The organism is Pseudomonas syringae KCTC 12500 (assembly GCF_000507185.2).
Lineage (GTDB): Bacteria > Pseudomonadota > Gammaproteobacteria > Pseudomonadales > Pseudomonadaceae > Aquipseudomonas > Aquipseudomonas syringae.
In genome coordinates this window covers 400278-426086 of sequence record NZ_AYTM02000002.1, presented here as the reverse complement: position 1 = coordinate 426086, position 25809 = coordinate 400278, and the positions used below count along the sequence as shown (strand labels likewise).

Annotated in this window: 27 protein-coding genes; all 27 read left to right on the top strand. The window is 58.3% G+C overall.

Going from position 1 to position 25809, the window contains the following annotated elements; translation table 11 throughout:
* Positions 1-279 precede the first annotated feature (279 nt).
* The 27 genes from V476_RS02435 to flhB all read left to right on the top strand — a co-directional run bounded on the left by V476_RS02435 (position 280) and on the right by flhB (position 25602).
* Entirely contained in the window at positions 280-1206 is a 927-nt protein-coding gene (locus tag V476_RS02435) for a ketoacyl-ACP synthase III (RefSeq protein WP_003316797.1), read from the top strand.
* Between the two features lie 327 nt (positions 1207-1533).
* Positions 1534-2382: a flagellin domain-containing protein gene (locus V476_RS02430; protein ID WP_024960293.1), complete on the top strand. Its 849-nt coding sequence runs from the start codon at positions 1534-1536 to the stop codon at positions 2380-2382.
* A gap of 72 nt (positions 2383-2454) precedes the next feature.
* Positions 2455-2847, top strand: coding sequence for a flagellar protein FlaG (locus tag V476_RS02425; RefSeq protein ID WP_024960292.1), 393 nt, complete (start codon positions 2455-2457; stop codon positions 2845-2847).
* Between the two features lie 83 nt (positions 2848-2930).
* A complete protein-coding gene (fliD, locus tag V476_RS02420) occupies positions 2931-4382 on the top strand; it encodes a flagellar filament capping protein FliD (protein ID WP_024682833.1) in 1452 nt (483 codons plus the stop codon).
* Between the two features lie 123 nt (positions 4383-4505).
* Complete coding sequence (gene fliS / locus V476_RS02415; RefSeq protein ID WP_024960291.1) at positions 4506-4895, top strand: flagellar export chaperone FliS; 390 nt, start codon at positions 4506-4508, stop codon at positions 4893-4895.
* Positions 4896-4919: 24 nt separating this feature from the next.
* Positions 4920-5216: a flagellar protein FliT gene (fliT, locus tag V476_RS02410; protein WP_003391333.1), complete on the top strand. Its 297-nt coding sequence runs from the start codon at positions 4920-4922 to the stop codon at positions 5214-5216.
* Positions 5217-5395: 179 nt separating this feature from the next.
* Entirely contained in the window at positions 5396-6871 is a 1476-nt protein-coding gene (gene fleQ / locus V476_RS02405; protein ID WP_024960290.1) for a transcriptional regulator FleQ, read from the top strand.
* Between the two features lie 122 nt (positions 6872-6993).
* Positions 6994-8208, top strand: coding sequence for a sensor histidine kinase (locus tag V476_RS02400; RefSeq protein ID WP_024960289.1), 1215 nt, complete (start codon positions 6994-6996; stop codon positions 8206-8208).
* The gene (locus tag V476_RS02395) at positions 8208-9623 is read left to right on the top strand and encodes a sigma-54-dependent transcriptional regulator (protein WP_003422163.1); all 1416 of its coding nucleotides are present in this window, start codon (positions 8208-8210) and stop codon (positions 9621-9623) included. The genes V476_RS02400 and V476_RS02395 overlap by 1 nt, the downstream gene beginning before the upstream one ends.
* Positions 9624-9865: 242 nt before the next feature.
* Complete coding sequence (gene fliE / locus V476_RS02390; protein WP_003344011.1) at positions 9866-10195, top strand: flagellar hook-basal body complex protein FliE; 330 nt, start codon at positions 9866-9868, stop codon at positions 10193-10195.
* A gap of 15 nt (positions 10196-10210) precedes the next feature.
* The gene (gene fliF, locus V476_RS02385; protein WP_016568596.1) at positions 10211-11995 is read left to right on the top strand and encodes a flagellar basal-body MS-ring/collar protein FliF; all 1785 of its coding nucleotides are present in this window, start codon (positions 10211-10213) and stop codon (positions 11993-11995) included.
* Positions 11988-13004 carry a flagellar motor switch protein FliG gene (gene fliG, locus V476_RS02380; protein ID WP_003316807.1) on the top strand — a complete coding sequence of 339 codons (1017 nt, stop codon included), beginning with the start codon at positions 11988-11990 and terminating at the stop codon, positions 13002-13004. Before fliF ends, fliG begins: the two co-directional genes overlap by 8 nt.
* Before the next feature lie 15 nt (positions 13005-13019).
* Positions 13020-13838 (top strand): flagellar assembly protein FliH, encoded by an 819-nt coding sequence (gene fliH / locus V476_RS02375; protein ID WP_003344005.1) that lies wholly within the window; start codon positions 13020-13022, stop codon positions 13836-13838.
* Entirely contained in the window at positions 13828-15186 is a 1359-nt protein-coding gene (gene fliI / locus V476_RS02370) for a flagellar protein export ATPase FliI (protein ID WP_003391356.1), read from the top strand. Before fliH ends, fliI begins: the two co-directional genes overlap by 11 nt.
* Before the next feature lie 6 nt (positions 15187-15192).
* Positions 15193-15642: a flagellar export protein FliJ gene (gene fliJ / locus V476_RS02365; protein WP_002554288.1), complete on the top strand. Its 450-nt coding sequence runs from the start codon at positions 15193-15195 to the stop codon at positions 15640-15642.
* An 84-nt stretch (positions 15643-15726) separates the two neighbouring features.
* On the top strand, positions 15727-16074 hold the full coding sequence (locus tag V476_RS02360) for an STAS domain-containing protein (RefSeq protein ID WP_003344003.1): 348 nt from the start codon (positions 15727-15729) through the stop codon (positions 16072-16074).
* The gene (locus tag V476_RS02355) at positions 16034-17740 is read left to right on the top strand and encodes a fused response regulator/phosphatase (RefSeq protein ID WP_024960288.1); all 1707 of its coding nucleotides are present in this window, start codon (positions 16034-16036) and stop codon (positions 17738-17740) included. The genes V476_RS02360 and V476_RS02355 overlap by 41 nt, the downstream gene beginning before the upstream one ends.
* 34 nt (positions 17741-17774) lie before the next feature.
* Entirely contained in the window at positions 17775-18131 is a 357-nt protein-coding gene (locus tag V476_RS02350) for an Hpt domain-containing protein (protein ID WP_024960287.1), read from the top strand.
* A gap of 112 nt (positions 18132-18243) precedes the next feature.
* On the top strand, positions 18244-19650 hold the full coding sequence (locus V476_RS02345) for a flagellar hook-length control protein FliK (protein ID WP_024960286.1): 1407 nt from the start codon (positions 18244-18246) through the stop codon (positions 19648-19650).
* Between the two features lie 524 nt (positions 19651-20174).
* A complete protein-coding gene (gene fliL / locus V476_RS02335; RefSeq protein ID WP_003343996.1) occupies positions 20175-20687 on the top strand; it encodes a flagellar basal body-associated protein FliL in 513 nt (170 codons plus the stop codon).
* Positions 20688-20696: 9 nt separating this feature from the next.
* Positions 20697-21665, top strand: coding sequence for a flagellar motor switch protein FliM (gene fliM / locus V476_RS02330; protein WP_003422170.1), 969 nt, complete (start codon positions 20697-20699; stop codon positions 21663-21665).
* 61 nt (positions 21666-21726) lie between these two features.
* Positions 21727-22185 carry a flagellar motor switch protein FliN gene (gene fliN, locus V476_RS02325; protein ID WP_003316817.1) on the top strand — a complete coding sequence of 153 codons (459 nt, stop codon included), beginning with the start codon at positions 21727-21729 and terminating at the stop codon, positions 22183-22185.
* On the top strand, positions 22186-22626 hold the full coding sequence (gene fliO / locus V476_RS02320; RefSeq protein ID WP_003343990.1) for a flagellar biosynthetic protein FliO: 441 nt from the start codon (positions 22186-22188) through the stop codon (positions 22624-22626).
* Entirely contained in the window at positions 22626-23378 is a 753-nt protein-coding gene (gene fliP, locus V476_RS02315) for a flagellar type III secretion system pore protein FliP (protein ID WP_003412403.1), read from the top strand. Before fliO ends, fliP begins: the two co-directional genes overlap by 1 nt.
* Before the next feature lie 25 nt (positions 23379-23403).
* The gene (locus V476_RS02310; RefSeq protein WP_003321783.1) at positions 23404-23673 is read left to right on the top strand and encodes a flagellar biosynthetic protein FliQ; all 270 of its coding nucleotides are present in this window, start codon (positions 23404-23406) and stop codon (positions 23671-23673) included.
* Between the two features lie 6 nt (positions 23674-23679).
* Positions 23680-24465 carry a flagellar biosynthetic protein FliR gene (fliR, locus tag V476_RS02305; protein ID WP_032620940.1) on the top strand — a complete coding sequence of 262 codons (786 nt, stop codon included), beginning with the start codon at positions 23680-23682 and terminating at the stop codon, positions 24463-24465.
* Entirely contained in the window at positions 24466-25602 is a 1137-nt protein-coding gene (gene flhB / locus V476_RS02300) for a flagellar biosynthesis protein FlhB (protein ID WP_024684617.1), read from the top strand. It abuts the gene before it with no gap.
* Positions 25603-25809 lie beyond the last annotated feature (207 nt).

Sequence of the window (25809 nt, the reverse complement as noted above, 5' to 3'; positions counted from 1 at the left end):
TCGCGGCCGGTTCGTCACTTTGAAGGCTTCTTCGCAGGAAGCTGCCGGCAAGCATCAAGTGCATGTTCCCTCGACGCAAATTATCCTAAAGCATGCAGACGGGAGTGACCTGCGGGTCATAAAGTGCATCTCCACTGTATTGTTTTACAGGGAGCGACATGCGCCTGACTTGCTTTAACCTGCCAAGCGCCCTGAAAATGTCTGTAAATCACCCCTATTCGGTAGCGCCCCGATTTCGTCGGGACGAAAAATGACCTGTTTACTCATCGGGAAGCCATGATGATTGGCATTAAAAGCATAGCGAGTTACGTGCCTGTTGCAGGTGTTGATAACTACGCTCAAGGCGCCAAATTCGGCAAGGATGAAGAATTCATCCTTGGGAAAATCGGCTCCACCTTTCTGCCGCGCAAAGACGCCGGCCAGGAAACCTCGGATCTGTGCGTTGAGGCAGCCAACACGCTGTTTGCCAATAACCCGCAGCTCAAGCGCGAAAGCATCGATGTGCTGATCGTCGTCACCCAGAATGGCGACGAGGAAGGGCTGCCGCATACTGCAGCCATCGTTCAGGACAAATTGGGGCTGTCGACCAATGTCGCTGCATTCGACATATCGCTGGGCTGTTCCGGCTATGTGTACGGCATTTACGCAATCAAGGGCTTCATGGAAGCGGCAGGCTTGAAAAATGGCCTGTTGATCACTGCCGACCCGTATTCGAAAATTGTCGACCCGGAAGATCGCAACACCACCATGCTGTTCGGTGATGCTGCGACCGCTACCTGGATGGGCGAGGGGGCCGAATGGCAGCTGGGCAAAGCGAAGTTCGGTACCGATGGTTCCGGTGCGCCACATCTGAAGGTCAGTAACGGCATTTTCTTCATGAACGGTCGTCAGGTGTTCAACTTCGCACTGTTGAAAGTGCCGGCGCATCTGCATGAGCTATTGGCCGAGTCGGATCTGACTCCAGACGATATCGATGCCTTCTGTATTCATCAGGGCAGTGCCGCGATCGTCGATGCGGTCGCGCGGCGCTTCGAAGACAAGCCCGAGAAGTTTCTCAAGGACATGGTCGAAACCGGCAACACCGTGTCATCCAGTATTCCGTTGCTGATCGAAAAGCATGTGCTTGGATCTTCGTGGAAGCGGGTCGCCTTGAGTGGCTTTGGTGTGGGACTTTCCTGGGGCTCTGCAATTATCTATAAAGACTGAGTTCGACTCGTCTTACAAAGAACGCCTGCGGATAACTCCCCGGGCGTTTTTAAATTAAACTGTGATCTCCGTCACATTTTGAACTTCGCTACGCAACACGCTTGCCTCACCCTGTTTCTCACTGTCATCAATTCCTCTCTTTTTCGTCGTGTGATTTTGCCCCAAACCCTTGTTTTATAAGGGGTGTCACGGTGATGGCAAAATATTAAAAAAAAACACTCAAGCAACCTGCCATCGCGACGATAACTATTACGAAGGTTCTCTAGGCACACCCGGCGCTTGCAGGGGCCGGAAGCCACGTAGTACCAAACCAACGAGGAATTCATCATGGCTTTAACAGTAAACACCAACGTAGCATCGTTGAACGTCCAGAAGAACCTGGGTCGCGCTTCCGACGCCCTTTCGACCTCGATGACTCGTCTGTCTTCCGGTCTGAAAATCAACAGCGCCAAAGACGACGCTGCTGGCCTGAACATCGCCACCAAGATCAACTCGCAGATCAAAGGTCAGACCATGGCGATCAAAAACGCCAACGACGGTATGTCCATTGCTCAGACCGCTGAAGGCGCGCTGCAAGAGTCGACCAACATTCTGCAACGTATGCGTGAACTGGCTGTTCAGTCGCGAAACGACAGCAACAGCGATACTGACCGCGTTGCGCTGAACAAAGAATTCACCCAGATGAGTTCCGAGCTGACTCGTATCGCCGACAGCACAAACTTGAACGGCAAAGCGCTGCTCAACGGTTCTGCCAGCACCATGACTTTCCAGGTTGGCTCCAACTCCGGCTCTTCGAACCAGATCACTCTGACGCTGAGCGCCAGCTTTGACGCAAACACCCTGGGTGTCGGTTCGGCAATCACCATCGTCGGTTCCGACAGTGCTACTGCAGAGACCAACTTCTCCGCAGCAATCGCCGCTATCGACTCGGCTCTGCAGACCATCAACAACACGCGTTCTGATCTCGGTGCTGCACAAAACCGTCTGACCAGCACCATCTCCAACCTGCAGAACATCAACGAAAACGCCAGTGCTGCACTGGGTCGTATCCAGGATACCGACTTCGCTGCTGAAACTGCACAGCTGACCAAGCAACAGACCCTGCAACAGGCTTCCACCTCTGTTCTGGCTCAGGCTAACCAGCTGCCATCCGCTGTACTGAAACTGCTTCAGTAATAGCGTCGTGAGTTTTAGCGGGGGAGTACTTAACAGTGCTCTCTCGCTTTTTTACTTTCTGAGGTGATGGTCATGGATATGAGTGTGAAGTTGAACGTGACTTATCCGGCCGTTCCACCGGTGAGTCAGGCCCCTGTGCCGGATGCGTCGGTTGACAAGCCTGCTGATAAGGCGCCCGTCGAGCGCGTTGCCGCAACGGCCGAAAGTAAAGGCTCCGGTCTGCACAAGGATGATTCCAAGGACGATGCCAAAGTCAAGGCAGCCGCTGAGGACATCCAGAAGTTCTTTCACGAGGTAAAGCGCAATCTCGAGTTTTCGATTGACGAAGATTCTGGCAAAGTCATTGTCAAAGTGATTGCAAGCGATTCCGGTGAAGTAGTACGACAGATTCCCAATGCAGAAATCCTGAAGCTGGCCGATAGCCTGAGTGATGCGAACAGTTTGTTGTTCCGCGCCAAGGCCTGATCGCCGGTACGGCATGTGTTGTCGGGTCACTCGCCTTTTGAAAGGGCAGCGAACCCCACAGCATTCTTGAAGGGAGAAGCACCATGGCAAGTCCGATTACATCTACAAATGGTATTGGGTCCGGTTTGGCAATCGGTGCCATCGTCGAAGGTCTTGTTGGTGCTGAAAAAGCGCCCAAGCAAAACCAGATCGACAAGCAGAGCGCGTCCACGACTGCATCCCTGTCGGGTGTCAGTCAGTTGACGTCTGCACTGGCTGCGTTCCAGAAAACACTGGACACACTGGCCAGTTCCACCACGCCTGCCTTTCAGGGCTTTGCTGCCACGTCTGCCAATGAAGCAGTGGTCAAGGCCACAGCGGGCAACACGGCAGTCAACGGCACCTACGCGATCAACATTAGCCAGCTGGCAACGCCTTCGAAGGTGGCTACCGCCGCGCTGAGCTCGACGCAGTCGAGTGCTATTCCGAGTGGTACTCTGAAAATCACTCAAAATGGCACTGATTACAACGTGGCGATCGACAAGACCTCGACGCTGCAGGAAGTGCGCGACAAGGTCAACTCGACGCTGCAGGGTAAAGGCATCACTGCCAACATTATCAACGATGACAACGGTTCCAGGCTGGTGTTCAGCTCGACGACCACCGGCAAGGGCAGTGACATTTCGGTGACGGGGTCTTCCGGCCAGGAAGCACTTAACATTGATGGCACCAAGTTGATGAGTGCCTCGGGTACTGGCGCCGGTGCGATTACCGATACCGCCAAGGACGCCGCATTCACGGTCGATGGCTTGAGTCTGACCAGCAAGACCAATACCGTAAGTACGGCGATTTCCGGTCTGACGTTCGAACTGGTCGCGCCCAGCGCTTCTTCTGCTCCTTCGGCATCGACCACAGTCACGGTAGCCACTAACACCGATGGTCTGAAAACGTCATTGCAGTCTTTCGTCGACTCTTACAACACACTGGTTTCACTGGTGTCGTCGTTGACCAAGGGCACTGTCGACAGTCAGGGTAAATACACTGCCGCTGCGCTGACCGGCGATTCCACGCCGCGTGCCCTGCTGGCAACGATACGTGACCAGATTGCCACGGCTACGTCGAATGCCGGCTTGAGTTCCCTGTCGCAGTTGGGGATCAAGACTCAGCAGGCTGACGGTAAGTTGTCGTTGAACGCGGCTGACTTGACCACCGCGCTGAACGACAAGAAGCTGGGCAGCCAGATACAGGCGATGTTCACCGGTACGACCGCTGCTGACGGCACAAGCTCGGGTGGCTTGATTACACGCATGAACAAAGCGCTTGAGCCGTACACGAAAGCTGACGGTGTTCTCGCTGGCAAGACCACCATCCTCAATAAGGTGCAGACGCGACTGGCCAATGATCAGGAGGCGCTTAACCGTCGTATTACGACGTTGACGGCAACCCTCACCAAGAAATACAACGCAATGGACCTGATCGTCGGGCAGCTAAAAGCGACTGCTTCAAGCATTACGTCGATTTTTGATGCGATGAACGCCCAGAAAAACGCCTCGTAAATAACGAGTGCAGAAGTGCCAAGAACCCGACCCTGTGTCGGGTTCTTGCTTTTAGGCTAAAGTTTCCGGGCACTGCGTCGATAGCTTGAGTATCAGTATTCTGGATTTGTTACGAGGCCCATTATGAATCCGATGTTAGCGTTGCGGCAGTATCAGAAAATCGGCGCCCAGGCTCAGACCTCGGAAGCAAGCCCTCATCGTCTGGTCCAGATGTTGATGGAGGGTGGGCTTGACCGAATCGCTCAGGCCAAGGGCGCTATGGCGCGCAAGGATATCGCCAGCAAGGGCGTGCTCATCGGCAAGGCCATCGACATCGTGGGCGGCCTGCGTGAGGGACTGGATCTGGAAAGCTCGCCCGGCGGTGCGTTGGCCAGGCAGGACAGCCTCTATCACTACATGATGACGCGTCTGGCGGAAGCCAACGCCCGTAATGATCAGAAGATACTCGATGAAGTCGCCGGCCTGTTGATCACTGTCAAGGAAGGCTGGGACGCTATCGGCACCCTGCAATAATCTGCTGGCCTGAGGAGAACAATAATGAGTGCTGCGCTCAAGCGTATCGAAGAAACCCGTGAAGCCTTGGTAGGCGCGCTGGCAGATCGTGACTGGGAGGCTATCGTCAAGCTGGACCTGGCATGTCGCGAGTGCGTCGATGCGGTGGTCGGCGAAGCGCCCGACGACGAACCAGCACTGCGCAGCAACCTTGAGGAGTTATTGGGTGTCTACAGGCAACTGATTGATGTTGCAACCGGCGAGCGTCAAGCGGTTGTCGAAGAAATGACTCAAATCCAGAATGCGAAGAGCGCGACGAAGGTATACCATCTGTTTGGTTAATGTTTAATTGTCATTTTTATTGTTCGACAAGATTTTCGCCATAAATTTGACTGTGCCCGTTTTTTTGACTTAACTAGTGATGTTTACTATTTTCTGGCGTCTCAAAGTTTATACAGCTGAGAAAGCCAAGCTGCCCCCCCAATCATGGGCATTGAGTTGACTAGGGAAGTTGCTATTGCATGTGGCGTGAAATCAAGATTCTGCTAATCGATGACGATAGCCAGCGCCGCCGGGATCTGGCGGTTATCCTGAATTTTCTTGGCGAAGAAAATCTCTCCTGTTCCACTCAGGACTGGCAGCAGGTGGTCGGCTCTCTGGCGTCTCCACGAGAAGTACTGTGCGTACTTGTCGGTAGCGTAAACGCACCGGGCAGCCTGCAGGGGCTTCTTAAGACCATCGCGGCATGGGATGAGTTCCTTCCTGTGCTGCTGATGAGCGAAAATTCCTCTGTCGAATTGCCCGAGGATTTGCGCAGGCGAGTCCTCTCTGCCCTCGAAATGCCGCCCAGCTACAGCAAGCTGCTCGATTCGCTGCACCGCGCCCAGGTCTATCGCGAGATGTACGACCAGGCCCGCGAGCGCGGCCGTCATCGTGAACCGAACCTGTTTCGCAGTCTGGTAGGTACCAGCCGTGCGATTCAGCACGTGCGGCAGATGATGCAGCAGGTCGCCGACACCGATGCCAGCGTACTGATTCTTGGTGAGTCGGGGACCGGCAAGGAAGTGGTTGCGCGTAACCTGCACTACCACTCCAAGCGTCGTGATGCGCCGTTCGTGCCGGTCAACTGCGGTGCCATTCCGGCCGAACTGCTCGAAAGCGAGCTGTTCGGACATGAGAAGGGCGCGTTTACCGGCGCGATCACCAGCCGTGCCGGCCGTTTCGAGCTGGCCAACGGCGGCACATTGTTCCTCGACGAAATCGGCGACATGCCGCTGCCGATGCAGGTCAAGCTGCTGCGCGTCCTGCAGGAGCGCACGTTCGAGCGTGTGGGCAGCAACAAGACGCAGAGCATTGATGTGCGCATCATCGCTGCGACGCACAAGAATCTCGAGACCATGATCGAGCTGGGCAGCTTCCGCGAAGACCTTTACTACCGTCTCAATGTGTTCCCGATCGAAATGGCGCCGTTGCGCGAGCGTGTCGAAGACATCCCGCTGCTCATGAACGAATTGATTTCGCGCATGGAGCACGAGAAGCGCGGTTCGATTCGTTTCAACTCCGCCGCCATCATGTCGCTGTGTCGCCATGCCTGGCCGGGCAACGTTCGTGAGCTGGCCAACCTGGTCGAGCGCATGGCGATCATGCATCCGTACGGTGTGATTGGCGTGGCTGAGCTGCCAAAGAAGTTTCGCTACGTCGACGACGAAGACGAGCAAATGGTCGACAGCATGCGCAGCGAGATCGAAGAGCGTGTGGCGATCAACAGCAGCACCCCGAATTTCGCCTCTGGCGCGATGCTGCCGCCTGAAGGGCTCGATCTGAAAGACTACCTCGGTGGTCTTGAGCAAGGCCTGATTCAGCAGGCACTCGACGATGCCAACGGTATCGTTGCCCGCGCTGCGGAGCGCTTGCGTATTCGTCGTACCACGCTGGTCGAGAAGATGCGCAAGTACGGTATGAGTCGTCGTGAGGGCGATGAACAGGCAGATGATTGACGCCGGTTTTTTGTGCAAAAAACCAAGCCCCTGATTTTTCAGGGGTTTTTTTTAGGCACGGGGATTGCTAAGTCTCTCTTAACACACCGTTTACTGACGGTTCGCCACGAGAGAGATGAATCATGTCCCAGGCCGCCCAACTGACTTCCGCCCTATCTGTTCAGGCTCAGTACTCCCCGGAACTGGAAAGTCGTCAGGGGCTTGAGCAGGCATTCTCGCTGTTCAATCAAATGTCGGCGCAACTGACCAATTCCTACGGCGTGCTTGAAGCGCGTGTTACCGAACTCAAGGGCGAACTGGCGCATGCCGGCGCCCAGCGGCTTCAGGAACTGGCGGAAAAAGAACGCCTGGCCAACCGCCTGCAGAATCTGCTTGATCTGTTGCCTGGTGGCGTCATCGTTATTGATGGCATGGGCGTCGTGCGTGAGGCCAATCCCGCTGCCATCGATCTGCTCGGGCAGCCGCTGCTGGGCATGCTCTGGCGTCATGTGATCAGCCGCTGCTTTGCACCCCGTGAGGACGATGGTCACGAAGTCTCGCTCAAGGACGGTCGCAGGCTCTCTATTGCCACGCGTTCGCTGGATGCCGAGCCGGGGCAGCTGGTATTGATCAATGACCTGACCGAAACCCGTCATCTTCAGGAGCAGCTGGCTCGTCACGAGCGCCTGTCGTCACTCGGCCGTATGGTCGCTTCTCTGGCGCATCAGATTCGTACACCGTTGTCCGCTGCGATGATTTACGCCAGCCACTTGACCGAGCGGGAACTGCCGGTGGAAACCCAGCAGCGTTTCGCCGCGCGGCTCAAGGATCGTTTGCATGAGCTGGAGCATCAGGTTCGCGACATGCTGGTATTCGCCCGGGGCGAGCTGCCGCTGACGGATCGGCTGACCCCCGGAGCTCTGTTTCAGGCGCTGCAAAATGCTGCTGCGACGCATGTTCGGGGCTTAGCGGTGCGCTGGCAGTGCGACAGTATCGATGGCGAGCTGCTGTGCAATCGCGACACACTGGTCGGCGCTCTGCTCAATCTGATTGAAAACGCCGTCCAGGCCAGCGCTGGCCGGACGCTGCTGAAAGTCCACGCCTACAGTCGCGGCAATGAGCTGCGGATCTGCTTCAGCGATAACGGCAGCGGCATTGACAAGGCTGGGCTGGCGCGCATCGGTGAGCCATTCTTTACGACCAAGACCACTGGCACAGGGCTTGGTCTGGCTGTGGTGACGGCGGTGTCGCGTGCGCATCAGGGACGCGTGCATTATTTGTCGCGGGTCGGCCGTGGTACCTGCGCCATTATCAGTCTGCCGTTGATCCCGGCTTCCAGTTCGACAGGTACTAACTGATGCCGATCAATGTGCTGCTGGTCGAGGATGACCTTTCGCTCCGGGAAGCGCTTGGGGAAACCCTCGAGCTGGCCGGTTATGACTATCAGGCGGTCGGTTCTGCCGAAGAGGCGCTAGTGGCCGCCGACGCACAGCCCTTCAGCCTGGTGATCAGTGACGTCAACATGCCGGGCATGGACGGGCACCAATTGCTGAGTCTGTTACGCAGCCGGCATCCGCAATTGCCAGTGCTGTTGATGACTGCGCACGGCGCAGTCGAGCGCGCGGTCGACGCCATGCGCCAGGGCGCTGCGGATTACCTGGTCAAACCCTTCGAGCCCAAGGCGCTGATCGCACTGGTTGCGCGGCATGCACTGGGTCGTCTGGAGCCTGCCGAGCGCGACGGGCCGATTGCCGTGGAGCCCGCCAGTATCCAGTTGCTGAACCTGGCCAGTCGCGTGGCGAAAAGCGACTCCACCGTGTTGATCTCCGGCGAGTCCGGTACTGGTAAAGAGGTTTTGGCGCGTTTCATTCATCAAAACTCGCCCCGTGCCGATAAGCCTTTTATTGCGATCAATTGTGCAGCGATTCCGGACAACATGCTGGAAGCCACGTTATTCGGCCATGAAAAGGGTTCGTTTACCGGCGCCATTGCGGCGCAGGCCGGCAAGTTCGAGCAGGCTGACGGCGGGACGATCCTGCTGGACGAGATTTCCGAAATGCCGCTGGGGCTGCAAGCCAAATTGCTGCGTGTGTTGCAGGAACGCGAAGTCGAGCGCGTAGGGGCGCGCAAGCCGATCGTTCTGGACATTCGAGTCGTGGCGACCACCAACCGCGATCTGGCGGGCGAAGTGGCGGCGGGGCGCTTTCGTGAGGATCTGTTTTATCGCCTGTCGGTATTTCCACTGGCATGGCAGGCGTTGCGTCAAAGGACTGCCGATATTCTGCCGTTGGCCGAGCGGCTTCTGGCCAAGCACGTCAATAAAATGAAGCACGCGCCGGTTCGTCTTTCTGCAGAAGCGCAGCAGTGTCTGGTGAGCTATCCATGGCCCGGGAATGTGCGGGAACTGGATAACGCAGTACAGCGGGCCTTGATTCTGCAGCAAGGCGGGGTGATTCAGGCGCAGGATTTCTGTCTGTCCGGGCCGGTTACCAGCTTGCCTGTTGCCGCGCCCGTCGAGGCTGCAGCGGCTGTGACCGTCACTACCGTGGCGGAGAATGCAGGGACCGGCGTCAGTCCGGAATCTGCCGGCGCGCTGGGCGATGACCTCAGGCGTCATGAGTTTCAAATGATCATCGACACCCTGCGTTCTGAACGGGGACGTCGCAAGGAGGCTGCGGAACGCCTGGGTATCAGCCCACGTACATTGCGTTACAAGCTGGCGCAGATGCGTGACGCTGGAATGGATGTGGAAGCCTATCTGTTTGCCACATGAAGGAGGCACACTGATTGCCGTTCCCGATCGGCGGTCACTGAATATTTTTGCTGTGATGCAAGTCTGAAATACACCCGACGCCCCGTAAATAAGGGCGATTCGGCGTGATCTCGTGTCAAGTGACATGATGCACTTATCTGGTGTGGCAAATAGCCGCCATCTAGCTGGCATCGTTGTTGCTATACCTTCTGTACCCGCTGAATCAGTGTCAAAAATTTGCGGGCCTTACGAGAGATATGTCCATGAGCCAAGGTGTTGAATTTAATCGCTTGATGTTGGATATGCGGGCCATGCAGATGGATGCGATGTCTGCGCCCAAGCCCGTGTCCGGTGCGCAGGAAGCCGGTGCCAGCAGCTTCGCTGACATGCTTGGTCAGGCCGTCAACAAGGTCGCGCAGACCCAGCAGGCTTCCAGCCAGTTGGCCAATGCATTCGAAGTCGGCAAGAGCGGCGTGGATCTGACCGACGTCATGATTTCGTCGCAGAAAGCCAGTGTGTCTTTTCAGGCGTTGACCCAGGTACGTAACAAGCTGGTTCAAGCTTACCAAGACATCATGCAGATGCCGGTTTAAGGGACGTACTGAGTCATGGCCGAAGCAGCTGCCGATACCGTTCCTGCAAGAGCGGGCGCTTCCGAAAGAAAACCGTTGTTCGGTATGTCTTTTCTGGAAAATCTTTCCGAAATGACCATGCTGCGGCAGATCGGCCTCATGGTCGGTCTTGCCGCGAGCGTGGCCATCGGCTTTGCCGTGGTGCTCTGGTCCCAACAGCCTGACTATCGTCCGCTTTATGGCAGTCTGGCGGGCATGGACAGCAAGCAGATCATGGACACCCTGACTGCAGCGAACATCAACTACACCGTCGAGCCGAACTCCGGTGCGCTGCTGGTCAAGTCCGATGATGTGCAGCGTGCCCGCATCCAGCTGGCCCAGGCGGGCGTGGTACAGAACGACGCCAACATCGGCTTTGAAATCCTTGATAAGGATCAGGGCCTGGGTACCAGTCAGTTCATGGAAGCCACGCGTTATCGTCGCGGGCTGGAAGGCGAACTGGCGCGTACCATTTCTGCGTTGAACAACGTCAAGGGTGCCCGCGTGCACCTGGCCATTCCGAAAAGCTCGGTGTTTGTCCGTGATGACCGAAAGCCAAGCGCCTCGGTACTGGTCGAGCTGTACGCCGGTCGCTCGCTGGAGCCGAGCCAGGTGCTGGCCATTATCAATCTGGTCGCCACCAGCGTTCCCGAATTGAGCAAGTCGCAGATTACCGTCGTCGACCAGAAGGGCACGCTGCTTTCTGATCAGGCGGAAAACTCCGAGCTGACCATGGCTGGCAAGCAGTTTGACTACAGCCGGCGCATGGAAGGCATGCTGACCCAGCGTGTGCAGAACATCCTGCAGCCGATCCTGGGTAATGACCGCTACAAGGCCGAGGTCTCGGCGGTCGTTGATTTCAGCGCTGTCGAATCGACCGCCGAAAGCTTCAACCCTGACCAGCCTGCCTTGCGCAGCGAGCAGTCGGTCAATGAACAACGTTCCAGCAGCTCAAGCTCGGGCGGCGTTCCGGGGGCGCTGAGCAACCAGCCGCCCGGCCCGGCGACGGCTCCGCAGACTGCAGGTGCTGGTGCCGCCGGTGCTGCCGGCCCCATCGCGCCAGGCCAGCCCCTGCTGGATGCCAATGGTCAGCAGATCATGGACCCGGCAACCGGTCAGCCCGCATTGGCGCCATACCCGGCCGACAAGCGCGTGCAGTCGACCAAGAACTTCGAGCTGGACCGTTCGATCAGTCATACCAAGCAGCAGCAGGGTCGTCTGACCCGTCTTTCGGTCGCGGTAGTGGTCGATGACATGGTCAAGACCAACGCGGCCAATGGCGAAGTCAGCCGTGCTCCGTGGAGCGCGGCGGATCTGGCGCGCTTCACGCGTCTGGTGCAGGATGCCGTCGGTTTCGACGCCAGCCGCGGTGACAGCGTCAGCGTGATCAACGTGCCGTTCTCCAGCGAACGCGCTGAAGTGCTGCCTGAAGCGTCGTTCTATTCGCAACCCTGGTTCTGGGACATCGTCAAGCAGGCTGTTGGCGTGATCTTCATCCTGATTCTGGTGTTCGGTGTGCTGCGCCCGGTGTTGAACAACATTACCAACGGCAAGCGCAAGGAACTGGCAGGTTTCGGTGGCGACGCCGAGCTGGGTGGCATGGGCGGTCTGGACGGCGAATTGTCCAACGATCGCGTAAGCCTGGGCGGTCCGCAGAGCATTCTGCTGCCGAGCCCGACCGAAGGCTATGACGCACAGCTGAATGCAATCAAGAGTTTGGTGGCTGAGGATCCTGGCCGTGTGGCTCAGGTTGTGAAAGAGTGGATCAACACTGATGAATGAACGAGCCATGGTAGCCAAACTCTCCAAAGTTGAAAAAGCGGCTGTACTGTTGCTCTCGCTGGGCGAAACCGATGCGGCGCAGGTGCTCCGGCACATGGGCCCCAAGGAAGTCCAGAAAGTGGGCGTAGCGATGGCGCAGATGCGCAATGTGCATCGCGAGCAGGTCGAAGAGGTCATGAGCGAGTTCGTCGACATCGTTGGCGATCAGACCAGCCTTGGCGTCGGTTCCGACGGCTATATCCGCAAGATGCTGACTCAGGCACTGGGCGAGGACAAGGCCAACGGCCTGATCGACCGGATCCTGCTGGGTGGCAATACCAGCGGTCTGGACAGCCTCAAGTGGATGGAGCCGCGTGCCGTTGCCGACGTGATCCGTTTCGAGCACCCGCAGATTCAGGCCATCGTGGTCGCCTATCTCGACGCCGACCAGGCGGGCGAGGTGCTTGGGCATTTCGATCACAAGGTCCGCCTCGACATCATCCTGCGCGTGTCGTCGCTCAACACCGTACAGCCAGCGGCTCTCAAGGAGCTGAACCAGATTCTCGAGAAGCAGTTCTCCGGCAACGCCAACACGTCGCGTACCACACTGGGTGGTATCAAGCGTGCGGCCGATATCATGAACTTCCTCGACAGCTCGATCGAAGGTTCACTTATGGATTCGATCCGCGAGGTCGACGAAGACCTGTCGGTGCAGATCGAAGACCTCATGTTCGTCTTCAACAATCTTTCCGATGTGGACGATCGCGGTATCCAGGCGCTGCTGCGCGAAGTATCCTCGGACGTGCTGGTACTGGCCCTCAAGGGCTCGGACGAAGCGATCAAGGAAAAAATCTTCAAGAACATGTCCAAGCGTGCCTCCGAGCTGCTGCGCGACGACCTGGAAGCAAAAGGTCCGGTGCGTGTCAGCGATGTGGAAACCGCCCAGAAAGAAATCCTCACCATCGCGCGTCGCATGGCCGAGGCCGGCGAGATCGTACTCGGTGGCAAGGGTGGCGAGGAAATGATCTAAGGATTCAGCCGACTCATGTCCAGTTCCAATAAAGAATCGGCCAGCGACCTCATTCGCGCCAAGGACGCCGGGTTGCTCGATATCTGGGCGTTGCCCAGCTTCGATCCGCACGTCGAGCCCGAACCTGAACCGGAGCCCGAGCAGCTCGACGAACCGGCCGAGATGGAAGAAGTGCCGCTGGATGAAGTCCAGCCACTGACCCTGGAAGAGCTGGAAAGTATCCGTCAGGAGGCCTGGAACGAAGGCTTTGCCACCGGTGAAAAGGAAGGTTTCCACAGCACTCAACTAAAAGTGCGTCAGGAGGCTGAGGTCGTTCTTGCGGCAAAAGTCGCCAGCCTGGAACAACTGATGAGCAACCTGCTGACACCTATCGCCGAGCAGGACACCCAGATCGAGAAGGCCGTCATTCATCTGGTCGAGCACATCGCGCGCCAGGTGATTCAGCGTGAGCTGGTCACCGACTCGGCACAGATTGCCAGCGTCCTGCGCGATGCCCTCAAGCTCTTGCCGATGGGCGCGCAGAATGTGCGAATTTTCATAAACCCTCAGGACTTTCTGCTGGTCAAGGCCATGCGCGAACGTCACGAGGAGTCCTGGAAGATCGTCGAAGATGAAGACCTGCTGCCGGGTGGTTGTCGGATCGAAACCGAACATAGCCGTATCGACGCCAGCGTCGAAACGCGCATCGCCCTGGCAATTTCCAAGATGCACGACCAGTTGCATGAGCAGGTAACCCATCCTGCGGCAGCCGATCTGAGTATCGATCTGCAAGCCTCGCCAGGTACAGTGCCCACTGCTGACGAATCCGACGCGGACACCCTCGATGCGCCTTGATCGCACCAGTTTCGCCAAGCGCCTCGGTTCCTATGCCGAGTCGATCAGCCTGCCTGTCCAGCCCGTAGTGGAAGGCCGCCTGCTGCGCATGGTGGGTCTGACGCTTGAGGCCGAGGGCCTGCGCGCGGCGATGGGCAGCCGCTGTGTGGTCATCAATGACGACAGTCATCACCCGGTGGAAGTCGAAGCCGAAGTGATGGGTTTTTCCGGTGGCAAGGTGTTTCTGATGCCGGTCGGCAGCGTGGCCGGCATCGCGCCTGGCGCACGGGTCGTGCCGCTGGCCGATACCGGTCGGCTGCCGATGGGCATGAGCATGTTGGGCCGGGTGCTCGATGGCGCTGGCCGTCCGCTGGATGGTCGCTCGCCGATCAAGGCCGAAGACTGGGTGCCGATGGATGGCCCGACCATCAACCCGCTCAAGCGTGACCCCATCAGTCGGCCGCTGGATGTCGGCATTCGGTGCATCAACGGTTTATTGACGGTGGGCCGCGGTCAGCGTCTCGGGCTATTTGCCGGTACGGGCGTGGGTAAGAGTGTGCTGCTCGGCATGATGACGCGCTTCACCGAGGCGGACATCATCGTCGTCGGCCTGATCGGTGAGCGGGGCCGTGAGGTCAAGGAGTTCATCGAGCACATCCTCGGCGAAGAGGGCCTGAAGCGTTCGGTCGTCGTCGCTTCGCCAGCCGATGATGCGCCACTGATGCGCTTGCGTGCAGCGATGTATTGCACGCGAATCGCCGAATACTTTCGTGACAAGGGCAAGAATGTCCTGTTGCTGATGGACTCCCTGACCCGTTTTGCTCAGGCTCAGCGGGAAATCGCGCTGGCCATTGGCGAGCCGCCAGCCACCAAGGGTTATCCGCCTTCGGTATTCGCCCGTTTGCCCAAGCTGGTGGAGCGCGCTGGCAATGCCGAGGCGGGTGGTGGTTCGATCACCGCGTTTTACACGGTGCTCTCGGAGGGTGATGATCAGCAGGACCCGATTGCCGACTCGGCGCGTGGCGTGCTCGACGGTCACATCGTACTGTCCCGGCGCTTGGCCGAAGAGGGGCATTACCCGGCCATCGATATTGAAGCGTCCATCAGCCGGGTCATGCCTGCGGTGGTCAGCCCTGAACACATGGCGCGTGCCCAGCATTTCAAACAGCTGTGGTCGCGCTATCAGCAGACCCGCGACCTCATCAGCGTCGGTGCTTACGTGGCCGGTGGCGACCGGGAAACCGACATGGCGATCGCGCTGCACCCGGTGCTGGTGCGCTACCAGCGCCAGGGCCTGCGTGAAAACGAAAGCATAGAAGGCAGCAGCGAGGCGCTGGCGTCGATTTTCGCACCAGCGCCTGGCGGCTGATAAGCCATGGCCCAGAGTCGAGCGGCGCGTCTGGCGCCGGTGGTCGAGATGGCAGAAGCCGCCGAGCGAACCGCCGCCCAGCGCCTTGGGCACTTCCAGGGGCAGGTCAACCTTGCCAATAACAAGCTGCAGGAGCTTGACCAGTTTCGTCAGGATTATCAGCAGCAATGGTTGCAGCGCGGCAGTGCCGGGGTTTCCGGGCAATGGCTGCTGGGCTACCAGCGCTTTCTCAGTCAGCTCGATGTCGCCGTTGCCCAGCAATACAAAAGTCTCGAATGGCACAAGGCCAATCTGGATCGGGCGCGCAGCGCCTGGCAGGATTGCTATGCGCGAGTGGAGGGCTTGCGCAAGCTGGTGCAGCGCTACATGGACGAGGCGCGCAGGCTGGAGGACAAGCGCGAGCAGAAATTGCTCGACGAGTTGTCGCAGCGTCTGCCTCGCCATGAACAATTCTGACGTTTGACTCAATCAGACCCGCAGCAATCTCTCTGGCTGGTCTACGCTATCAATGTCTCGGTGATGAAACACCTCGAGGTTCCCATGACAGTCACTTCCAAACTTTCTGACGATGGCCGGACGCTGATCCTTGAAATCGAAGGACGCTTCGATTTCAACTCCCATCAGGCGTTTCGCGCTGCCTATGAGGACCATCCGCAGTCATTGAATTACGTGGTCGACCTGCGCGGTACGCATTATCTGGACAGCTCGGCGCTGGGGATGCTGTTGCTGCTGCGCGATCACGCTGGCGGTGACAAGGCGTTGGTGCGCCTGGTCAACTGCACGCCTGATGTGCTGAAGATTCTGGCCATTTCCAATTTCTCGAAGCTGTTCGAATTGAGCATACCCAGTGCAGTCAGCCCCGAAAAAACTGTGCATTCTGATCGCTGATGACAGCACCAGTGACCGCTTGCTGCTTTCAACTATCGTTGCGCGGCAGGGTCACCGGGTTCTCAGCGCGGGCAACGGTGTCGAAGCGGTTGCCATTTTCAAGGCCGAAAGCCCGCAGTTGATTCTGATGGACGCCATGATGCCGGTCATGGATGGTTTCGAAGCGGCGCGAAGAATCAAGGCAATGGCCGGCGAATCGCTGGTGCCGATCATCTTCCTGACCTCACTCACCGAAGGCGAAGCGCTCGCACGCTGCCTGGATGCCGGTGGCGACGATTTCATGTCCAAGCCTTACAACCCGCTGGTATTGGCCGCCAAGATCAACGCCATGAACCGCTTGCGGGTATTGCACGAAACCGTCCGCCAGCAGCGTGACCAGATCGCCAGGCATCATGAGTATCTGCTCAATGAGCAGCGTGTCGCCAAGGCGGTGTTCGATCAGATCGCCCACGCCGGTTGCCTGGGGGCGAGCAATATCCGCTACCTTCAGTCTCCCTACGCATTGTTCAACGGCGACCTGATGCTCGCCGCCTATACGCCAGCCGGGCACATGCAGGTGCTGCTCGGGGATTTCACCGGACATGGCTTGCCGGCGGCGGTGGGTGCCATGCCACTTGCCGAGGTGTTCTACGGCATGACCGCCAAGGGCTATGGTCTGGTTGAAATCCTCCGTGAAATGAACGCCAAGCTCAAACGCATCCTCCCGGTCGACATGTTTTGTTGTGCGACGCTGCTGTGTATCAATCTTCCGCAGCGGCAGGTTGAGGTCTGGAGTGGCGGCTTGCCGGACGGTTACCTGTTGCGCGGCGTGCAGGGCGAGCATGTGCCGCTGGCTTCGAATCATCTGCCATTGGGTGTATTGAGCGTCGATGCCTTCGACGCGCGCACTGACGTGTATCCGTTGGCACCGGGTGATCGCATATTTCTATTGTCCGACGGCGTGCTCGACACCAGTAACAGCCAGGAGGAGCTGTTCGGTGCGCAGCGTCTGCGAGAGGTTCTGTCTGCCAATCGCGAACCGCCGTTGCTGATCGAAGAGATCCTCGAGGCGCTCAACGAATTTGGCGGCAAGGCGCGTGACGATGTCAGCCTTCTGGAAGTCAGCGCTGTCGAGGCGCCGCTGAAAAGTCTGCCAGCGATGATGTATTCGGACAGCGGCGCATCCAGCCCGCTGGACTGGTCGGCCAGCTTCGAGTTTCGTGCCTCGACCCTCAAGCGTTTCAACCCACTGCCTTATGTGCTGCAACTACTGCTGGAGGTTCATGGCCTGCGTGATCAGGGGGCCGCACTGCACATGGTGCTTGGCGAGCTGTACAGCAATGCGCTGGAGCATGGTGTGCTAGCGCTGGATTCGTCGCTCAAGCACGATGCAGCAGGTTTCGCGCTTTATTACCAGCAGCGCGCAGAGCGTCTCGACAGGCTGCAGTCCGGCTTCATCCGGGTGACCCTGCAGGTCGAAACGGTCGCGCAGGGCGGTCGGCTGACCCTCAGCGTCGAGGACAGCGGCCAGGGATTCGATGTGGAAAAGACCCGGACGCCGACGTCTGCCAGCAATGAACTGTATGGTCGCGGACTGCATCTGGTCTGCGAATTGAGCCGCGAGGCCAGGTGGTCCAGGGATGGCAGGACCGCCTGCGTGGAATTTTCCTGGAAGGGAGTGGCATAATCCTCGCCTGGAGTCTTGATCAAGGAGTGAACAAGTGTCGATTCATCTGGATTACAGCGTATTGAATGCCTTGCAGGAGGTCATGGAGGACGAATATCCGACCTTGCTGGATGTTTTTCTCAAGGATTCCGAGCAGCGTATCGCGCAACTGCGCCTGGCTGTGGGGTCGCACGATCCTGATTTTCAGGAGTTGAGCCTGACCGCTCACAGTTTCAAGGGCAGCAGCAGCAACATGGGCGCCTTGCAGCTTTCCGAGCTGTGTCGTCAGCTCGAGGACCAGGCTCGCCAGCAGCAGTTCGCAGGCCTGGCAGAGCTGATTCGCACGATCGACAGCGAATACATGACGATTCGCGGGCTGTTCAATTCCGAGCTGCAACTGTTCGTCAGTTGAGTCCTGACGTCACCCCGTTGATTCCCGTTACCAGGGATCATTTAAAAAATTGGCCCGCATATTGCTAAGAACTCCGGTAAGGCGATAACCAGCAGCTGATGCGGAGACCGAAATGCCCCTTGCTACCAATGCGCTTCTTCAGGCCACAACCTCTGTGACCGCCAGGTCCGGTGTGGCCAATAATGCGGTCAAGTCTGCTGACAGCAGCAAGGACGGGGCCTCCAGCTTTTCCAATGTCTATGCAAAGCAGGCCAAAGACACTGCCCCTGCGCGGGAAAATGCGCCAGTAAAGCCAGCTCGCGACAAGACCGCGCCTGACAAGGACAAGGTCGCCGCCGGCAAGGACAAACCTGCAAGTGATCAGGCAAATGCCGCCGACAAGTCGAGCGTTGCCGATAGCGGCAATGATTTGCCAGCCAAGCCGGCTGCTGCAGATGATGACGCGGGGCATTCTGATGCTAAACAGGATGATGCACAGGCCTCTGCCGATCCGGCGTTGACTGAGGGCCAAGCGGTCGTCGATCCGGCCCTTGATCCGGCATTGCAGGCAATGGTCGCACAGGCTCCCGGGGCCCCTGTAGCCAAGGTGCCACCCACTTCGGAAGTCGTCACTGCGCCAGTGGTCTCGGCGCTCACCACCACCACTCAGGCGGCACCGCCGGCCGTGGTTGAAGACGCCTTCAACCCAGACGCCGATCCGCTTGATGGTCTGGATGCCGTGCAGTTGGCGCTGGAAAACGCCACTGCCAAAACCCAACTGGCTGCGCAGAATGCCCAGGCTGCCAACAAGGCGACGCCGAGCAATGCGGAAGCTGACCCCAATCAAAATATCGTCAATAACCTGTCGGTCTTGAGCGAGCAGCTTCCGTCCGAAGGCAGCAGCACTGAAAGCAGCGACAAGTCGTTCAGCGGTTTGATCGGTGAGGGGCTGAAGGATGTAAAAGGCGCCGCCGGTGACACGCGCGTCGACAACTTTGCCGATCGCCTCGCTGCGCTCAGCCAGGCCGCGCAACCCGTACGTGTAGCGGCGGCACCGGCTGCGCCCTTGATGAACCAGCCGTTGGCCATGCATCAAAGTGGCTGGACCGAAGGCATCGTCGACCGCGTCATGTACCTGTCGAGCCAGAACCTCAAGACCGCGGATATCAAGCTTGAGCCTGCCGAACTCGGCCGTCTGGATATCCGGATCAACATGGCGCCTGAGCAGCAGACCCAGGTGACCTTCATGAGCGCGCACCTGGGTGTCCGTGATGCGCTGGAAAGCCAAATGTCGAAGTTGCGTGAGTCGTTCGTGCAGCAGGGGCTTGGCAACGTCGACGTGAATGTCTCCGATCAGTCGCAACAGCAGGCCCAGCAACAGGCTCAAGAGCAGGCCAGTCGCGCCCAGCGCAGCGGTCGTGGTGGGGGCAGGAGCTCTGGCGATAGCTCGGATGAAATCGCAGGCGTCGATGCGGCCATCCCTGTCAGCCAGCCAGCGGCACGAGTGATCGGCACCAGTGAGATCGATTATTACGCGTGAGGCTCCTGCGCCACATGGCAACCGCGACGCGACGTCATGCATTGCCTGAACGTGTTGGCGCAGAAGTGCTTTTTGAACGCGATGGTACAGACGACGCAGAGTGCGACGTAAGTGACGGCTGAGTCCTGGCGCTGCTCCGGCGACCCCCGGATCAGTGACAGGGCAAAGGAACCCGACGAAGTCGGGCCGGAAACGGAGCCAGGGGCTTTGGTCACTTTGGCCCCATCAAAGTGACTCGCCGAGGGGCGAAAAGGTGACCTGAGCCGAACCTCAATCCACCTGACAAAGAAAAACCGCCGTGTGACGCAGAGCGTCACGACCTGCATTCCCACGCGCGTGAGGAACGATAGTCATCAGCTACCGCGCCGCGCCTTCAACGCCTGTACAAGAGTCACCATGCCCTTGCGCCCAAGCGCGTAACCGTTTGTGTCCAATACATCCCCGTTTCGTACAACTCTGGCATAACACTTGCTCTGCCTCTGTCACGTATTGAAGAACCTCTTGAATAGTGACGGATTATTGGCATGGCGCAGAGCGAAGAAGTTAAAGACCCCGCGACCACAGGCAAAGGTAAAGGCAAGCTCAAGCTCATTATCATTGCCGTCGTGGCGTTGCTGCTGGCGGTAGGCTTGTCGGTGGGCGCGACCTGGTTCCTCATGCACAAGAGTGAAAGCAAGGTAGACCCAGCGGCGGCCGCAGCGGCAGCGAACGTCAAGCCCGTGGCGGTGTTCGAGCCGATGACCCCGGCCTTCGTGGTCAACTTCAACGCCAATGGCCGCCAACGCTACATGCAGGTGAGCATCACCATGCTGGGCCGAAATGCAGCCGACATGGAAGCGCTGAAGGTACACATGCCATTGATCCGCAATAATCTGGTCATGCTGTTCGCAGCCATTCCCTTCGAATCACTGGCTTCGCCGATCGGCCAGGAAATGCTGCGTCAGAAAGCGACCGCCAGTATTCAGGAAGTCGCACAGAAAGAACTCGGCAAGACTGTGATAGAACAGCTGCTCTTCACTAACTTCGTATTGCAGTAGGACTCTCACATGGCCGTGCAAGACCTGCTCTCCCAGGACGAGATCGATGCGCTGCTGCATGGCGTCGACGATGGGATGGTCCAGACTGACAACAACAGCGAGCCTGGCAGTGTCAAAAGTTACGACCTGACCAGCCAGGACCGGATCGTCCGCGGACGCATGCCGACGCTGGAAATGATCAACGAGCGATTCGCTCGCTACACGCGTATCAGCATGTTCAACCTGCTGCGCCGCTCGGCGGATGTGGCAGTGGGCGGTGTTCAGGTCATGAAGTTCGGTGAGTACGTGCATTCCCTGTACGTGCCGACCAGCCTCAACCTGGCCAAGATCAAGCCGCTGCGAGGCACCGCGCTGTTCATTCTCGACGCCAAGCTGGTGTTCAAGCTGGTGGATAACTTTTTCGGCGGTGACGGTCGTCACGCCAAGATCGAAGGCCGTGAGTTCACGCCGACCGAACTGCGTGTCGTACGCATGGTGCTGGATCAGGCGTTTGTCGACCTCAAAGAGGCCTGGCAGGCGATCATGGAAGTGAATTTCGAGTACATCAACTCGGAAGTTAACCCGGCCATGGCCAACATTGTCGGGCCGAGCGAGGCTGTAGTGATCTCCACCTTCCACATCGAACTCGATGGCGGTGGCGGCGACTTGCACGTGACCATGCCGTACTCGATGATCGAGCCGATCCGCGAAATGCTCGACGCCGGTTTCCAGTCCGATCTGGACGATCAGGACGAGCGCTGGGTCAACGCGCTCAAGGAAGACGTGCTGGATGTCAACGTGCCGCTCACCACGACCATCGCCCAGCGCCAGTTGCCGTTGCGGGACATCCTGCACATGCGCCCTGGCGATGTCATCCCGGTGGAACTGAGCGACTCGCTGGTCATGCGTGCCAATGGCGTACCTTCATTCAAGGTCAAGCTTGGCTCGCACAAGGGCAAGATGGCCCTGCAAGTAATCGAACCTATAGCGCGACGCTGACCTTTCAGGTCTGCGTCGGAAATTGTTGCGTAACTGAAATACTGCGTGCAGAGGACAACCGATGGCTGATGAAAACGATATGACGTCTGCTGAAGACCAGGCATTGGCCGATGAATGGGCTGCTGCATTGGGCGAAGCTGGCGACAGTCAGGCTGATATTGATGCGTTGCTGGCTGCGGACGCCGGCAATTCGGGTAGCCGGATGGCTATGGAGGAGTTCGGCAGCGTGCCGAAAAGCACCGGTCCGGTTTCTCTGGATGGTCCCAACCTGGATGTGATTCTCGACATTCCGGTGTCGATTTCCATGGAAGTAGGCAGCACCGACATCAACATTCGTAACCTGTTGCAGCTCAACCAGGGCTCGGTGATCGAGCTGGACCGTCTGGCAGGCGAACCCCTGGATGTGCTGGTCAACGGCACACTGATCGCGCATGGCGAAGTGGTGGTGGTCAACGAAAAGTTCGGCATCCGTCTGACCGACGTGATCAGCCCGAGCGAACGCATCAAGAAGCTGCGCTAAGTGAGGCGCTGGCTGAGTGTTTTGCTGACCCTGCCATCGCTGGCCTGGGCTGCCGAACCCGCCGCTCAGGCGGCACCTGCGCAAGTGGCCAACACGGTCTCCGGCGGCATGGGCGGGCAGGTGGTGCAATTGCTGTTCGGTCTGATCCTGGTGATTGGTCTGATTTTCGTGCTCGCCTGGCTGATGCGCCGGGTGCAGCGCGTCGGGCCGAACAGCAATCAGGTGATCGAGCTGGTGAGTTCGCGCGCACTGGGCCCGCGTGATCGGCTGGTGCTTGTGCAGATCGGTAATGAACAAGTGCTGCTGGGCATTACGCCCGGGCGAATCACGCCTCTGCATGTGCTCAAGGAGCCCGTACAGGTGCCGGTGCGCGAGCAGGCTACCCCTGAATTCGCTCAGCGCCTGATGGAGCTGATGGGCAAGGATAAGGACAAGAAGTAATGGGCGCCTTGCGTTTCCTGATACTGCTGTTGCTGGTCATGGTGACGCCTGCTGCGTTGGCGGCCGATCCACTGTCGATCCAGGCGATCACGCTGTCCAACGGTGCCGATGGTCAGCAGGAGTATTCGGTCAGTCTGCAGATTCTGCTGATCATGACTGCGCTGAGCTTCATTCCGGCGTTCGTCATGTTGATGACCAGCTTCACGCGAATCATCATCGTCTTCTCGATTCTGCGTCAGGCCCTCGGCCTGCAGCAGACGCCGTCGAACCAGATCCTCACCGGCATGGCGTTGTTTCTGACCATGTTCATCATGGCGCCGGTCTTCGACCGGGTGAATCAGGATGCCTTGCAGCCTTATCTGGCCGAGAAGCTTTCGGCGCAGGATGCGGTGGCCAAGGCGCAGGTGCCGATCAAGGACTTCATGCTGGCCCAGACGCGCACCAGTGACCTCGAGCTGTTCATGCGCTTGTCCAAGCGTACCGACATCCCGACCCCGGATGCCGCGCCATTGACCATTCTGGTTCCGGCGTTCGTGATTTCGGAACTCAAGACGGCGTTTCAGATCGGTTTCATGATCTTCATTCCGTTTCTGATCATCGATATGGTGGTGGCCAGTGTGCTGATGGCGATGGGTATGATGATGCTGTCGCCGCTGATCATTTCTCTGCCGTTCAAGATCATGTTGTTTGTGCTGGTGGACGGCTGGGCGCTGATTGTCGGCACCCTGGCTGGCAGTTTTGGTGGCGTATGAGCCGTTTTACTGAGGAGTCTGCCCGATGACGCCGGAAGTAGCCGTCGATCTGTTCCGCGAGGCCCTGTGGCTGACTACTGTGCTGGTCGCGATTCTTGTAGTGCCAAGTCTGTTGTGCGGTCTGCTGGTGGCCATGTTTCAGGCCGCCACGCAGATCAACGAACAGACCTTGAGCTTCCTGCCGCGCCTGCTGGTGATGCTCATCACCCTCATCGTCATCGGCCCGTGGCTGTTGAAAATATTCATGGAATACATGCTGTCGTTGTACACCAGTATTCCGACACTGATCGGCTAGCACTGCATGCAGCCGATGCTTGCGCTGACCGATACCCAGATCAGTACCTGGGTAGCGAGTTTCATGCTGCCGCTATTTCGCATCATCGCGTTGCTGATGACCATGCCGATCATCGGCACCACACTGGTCCCGCGTCGCGTACGCATGTACCTCGCCGTGGCGATTACCGTGGTGGTCGCGCCTGCGCTACCTGCCATGCCGCCCGTGCAGGCGCTCGACCTGAGCGCGTTGTTGCTGATCGGTGAGCAGATCATCATCGGCGCCGGGATGGGCCTGTCGCTGCAGTTGTTCTTCCATATCTTCGTGGTCGCGGGGCAGATCATCTCGACGCAGATGGGGATGGGCTTTGCGTCGATGGTCGACCCTACCAACGGTGTTTCCTCCGCGACCATCGGCCAATTCTTCACGATGCTGGTCACCCTGTTGTTCCTGGCCATGAATGGCCATCTGGTGGTGCTGGAGATTCTCGTCGAGAGCTTTACCACGATGCCGGTCGGCAGTGGTTTGCTGGTCAATAACTTCTGGGAGCTGGCCAATGGGTTGGGCTGGGTACTGGCTTCGGGCATGCGACTGGTGTTGCCTGCGATTACCGCGCTGCTGATCATTAACATCGCTTTCGGGGTCATGACCCGCGCCGCGCCGCAACTCAACATCTTTTCCATCGGCTTCCCGCTTACGCTGGTCATGGGCATGGTCATTCTGTGGATGACGATGGGCGACATTCTCAATCAGTATCAACCGATCGCTACGCAGGCCTTGCAGGCGTTGCGCGACATGGTGAGGGCTCGTTGAATGGCAGAAAACGAGAATGGCCAGGACAAAACAGAAGACCCCACGGAAAAAAAGGTCAAGGACTCACGGGCTGACGGCCAGATCGCGCGCTCCAAGGAACTAACCACGCTGGTAGTGATGCTGATGGGGGCGGGCGGTTTACTGGTGTTCGGCTCCGATATCGCCCTGATGATGTCCGAGCTGATGCGCGACAATTTCACGATATCCCGTGAAACCCTGATGGATCAGTCTTACATGGGCAAGGCGCTGCTCAGTTCCGGGATGCATGCGCTGATCGTGGTCCTGCCGTTTCTGATCGCCATGCTGGTCGCTGCATTGGTGGGGCCGATCATGCTCGGCGGCTGGCTGTTCGCAACCAAATCGTTGATGCCCAAGTTCAGCCGGATGAACCCGGCAGCGGGGCTAAAGCGCATGTTCTCGCCGCATGCGCTGGTTGAATTGCTCAAGTCCTTCGGAAAATTTCTGATCATCCTGGCCGTGGCGCTGGTGGTTCTTAACAACGAGCGCAAGGACCTGGTTGCGATTGCTCACGAGCCGCTCGAGCAGGCCATGATCCATAGCCTGATGGTGGTGGGCTGGAGCAGTTTCTGGATGGCGTGTGGCCTGATATTTATCGCGGCGGCGGATGTGCCGTTTGTGTTGTATGAGGCGCACAAGAAGCTGCTGATGACCAAGCAGGAAGTGCGCGACGAGCACAAGAACAGCGAGGGCAGCCCGGAGGTCAAGCAGCGCATTCGTCAGCTGCAGCGTGAAATGTCCCAGCGACGCATGATGGCCTCCGTCCCCGAGGCCGACGTGATCATTACCAACCCGACACACTTTGCCGTCGCCCTGAAATACGATCCCGAACAGGGCGGGGCGCCGATGTTGCTGGCCAAGGGTACTGACCTGGTGGCACTGAAAATTCGCGAAATCGGCGCGCATAACGAGATCCTGATTCTGGAGTCTGCGGCACTGGCGCGTTCTATCTACTACAGCACCGAGCTTGACCAGGAAATCCCCGCCGGCCTGTATCTGGCGGTCGCACAGGTGCTGGCCTACGTCTACCAGATCCGCCAGTTCCGCGCCGGTCAGGGCAAGCGCCCCGACCCTCTGGGCGACATCAAGATTCCTCCCGACCTGCAGCGCGACGCGTAGCCCGCTCTCCCTTCGTTGCCGGCAGACCACCATCTTGCCCATGCTCCGCGTGGGCATGCCGTTCCGGGCGGTCCGCGCTCCGGTTTAACCTGGCTTGTGTCTCTAAAACCTTACCGCCGCTGGCTTTGTAAAAGTTGGACAGCTTTTTGCAACAGGGTCGATACAGGGCGCCATCGGCGTCAATGTTTTGATCTAGTGCGCAGGTAA

Excerpts from the sequence above, each read along its gene's own strand:
- V476_RS02425 (WP_024960292.1), top strand. The coding sequence starts at position 2,455 with ATGGATATGAGTGTGAAGTTGAACGTGACTTATCCGGCCGTTCCACCG.
- fliI (WP_003391356.1), top strand. The coding sequence starts at position 13,828 with ATGCGCCTTGATCGCACCAGTTTCGCCAAGCGCCTCGGTTCCTATGCC.
- fliJ (WP_002554288.1), top strand. The coding sequence starts at position 15,193 with ATGGCCCAGAGTCGAGCGGCGCGTCTGGCGCCGGTGGTCGAGATGGCA.
- fliE (WP_003344011.1), top strand. The coding sequence starts at position 9,866 with ATGAGCCAAGGTGTTGAATTTAATCGCTTGATGTTGGATATGCGGGCC.
- V476_RS02430 (WP_024960293.1), top strand. The coding sequence starts at position 1,534 with ATGGCTTTAACAGTAAACACCAACGTAGCATCGTTGAACGTCCAGAAG.
- V476_RS02400 (WP_024960289.1), top strand. The coding sequence starts at position 6,994 with ATGTCCCAGGCCGCCCAACTGACTTCCGCCCTATCTGTTCAGGCTCAG.
- fliR (WP_032620940.1), top strand. The coding sequence starts at position 23,680 with ATGCAGCCGATGCTTGCGCTGACCGATACCCAGATCAGTACCTGGGTA.
- fleQ (WP_024960290.1), top strand. The coding sequence starts at position 5,396 with ATGTGGCGTGAAATCAAGATTCTGCTAATCGATGACGATAGCCAGCGC.
- V476_RS02360 (WP_003344003.1), top strand. The coding sequence starts at position 15,727 with ATGACAGTCACTTCCAAACTTTCTGACGATGGCCGGACGCTGATCCTT.
- fliG (WP_003316807.1), top strand. The coding sequence starts at position 11,988 with ATGAATGAACGAGCCATGGTAGCCAAACTCTCCAAAGTTGAAAAAGCG.
- fliT (WP_003391333.1), top strand. The coding sequence starts at position 4,920 with ATGAGTGCTGCGCTCAAGCGTATCGAAGAAACCCGTGAAGCCTTGGTA.
- fliF (WP_016568596.1), top strand. The coding sequence starts at position 10,211 with ATGGCCGAAGCAGCTGCCGATACCGTTCCTGCAAGAGCGGGCGCTTCC.
- fliP (WP_003412403.1), top strand. The coding sequence starts at position 22,626 with ATGGGCGCCTTGCGTTTCCTGATACTGCTGTTGCTGGTCATGGTGACG.
- fliL (WP_003343996.1), top strand. The coding sequence starts at position 20,175 with ATGGCGCAGAGCGAAGAAGTTAAAGACCCCGCGACCACAGGCAAAGGT.
- fliD (WP_024682833.1), top strand. The coding sequence starts at position 2,931 with ATGGCAAGTCCGATTACATCTACAAATGGTATTGGGTCCGGTTTGGCA.
- V476_RS02345 (WP_024960286.1), top strand. The coding sequence starts at position 18,244 with ATGCCCCTTGCTACCAATGCGCTTCTTCAGGCCACAACCTCTGTGACC.
- flhB (WP_024684617.1), top strand. The coding sequence starts at position 24,466 with ATGGCAGAAAACGAGAATGGCCAGGACAAAACAGAAGACCCCACGGAA.
- V476_RS02435 (WP_003316797.1), top strand. The coding sequence starts at position 280 with ATGATTGGCATTAAAAGCATAGCGAGTTACGTGCCTGTTGCAGGTGTT.
- V476_RS02310 (WP_003321783.1), top strand. The coding sequence starts at position 23,404 with ATGACGCCGGAAGTAGCCGTCGATCTGTTCCGCGAGGCCCTGTGGCTG.
- fliN (WP_003316817.1), top strand. The coding sequence starts at position 21,727 with ATGGCTGATGAAAACGATATGACGTCTGCTGAAGACCAGGCATTGGCC.
- fliH (WP_003344005.1), top strand. The coding sequence starts at position 13,020 with ATGTCCAGTTCCAATAAAGAATCGGCCAGCGACCTCATTCGCGCCAAG.
- V476_RS02395 (WP_003422163.1), top strand. The coding sequence starts at position 8,208 with ATGCCGATCAATGTGCTGCTGGTCGAGGATGACCTTTCGCTCCGGGAA.
- fliS (WP_024960291.1), top strand. The coding sequence starts at position 4,506 with ATGAATCCGATGTTAGCGTTGCGGCAGTATCAGAAAATCGGCGCCCAG.
- fliM (WP_003422170.1), top strand. The coding sequence starts at position 20,697 with ATGGCCGTGCAAGACCTGCTCTCCCAGGACGAGATCGATGCGCTGCTG.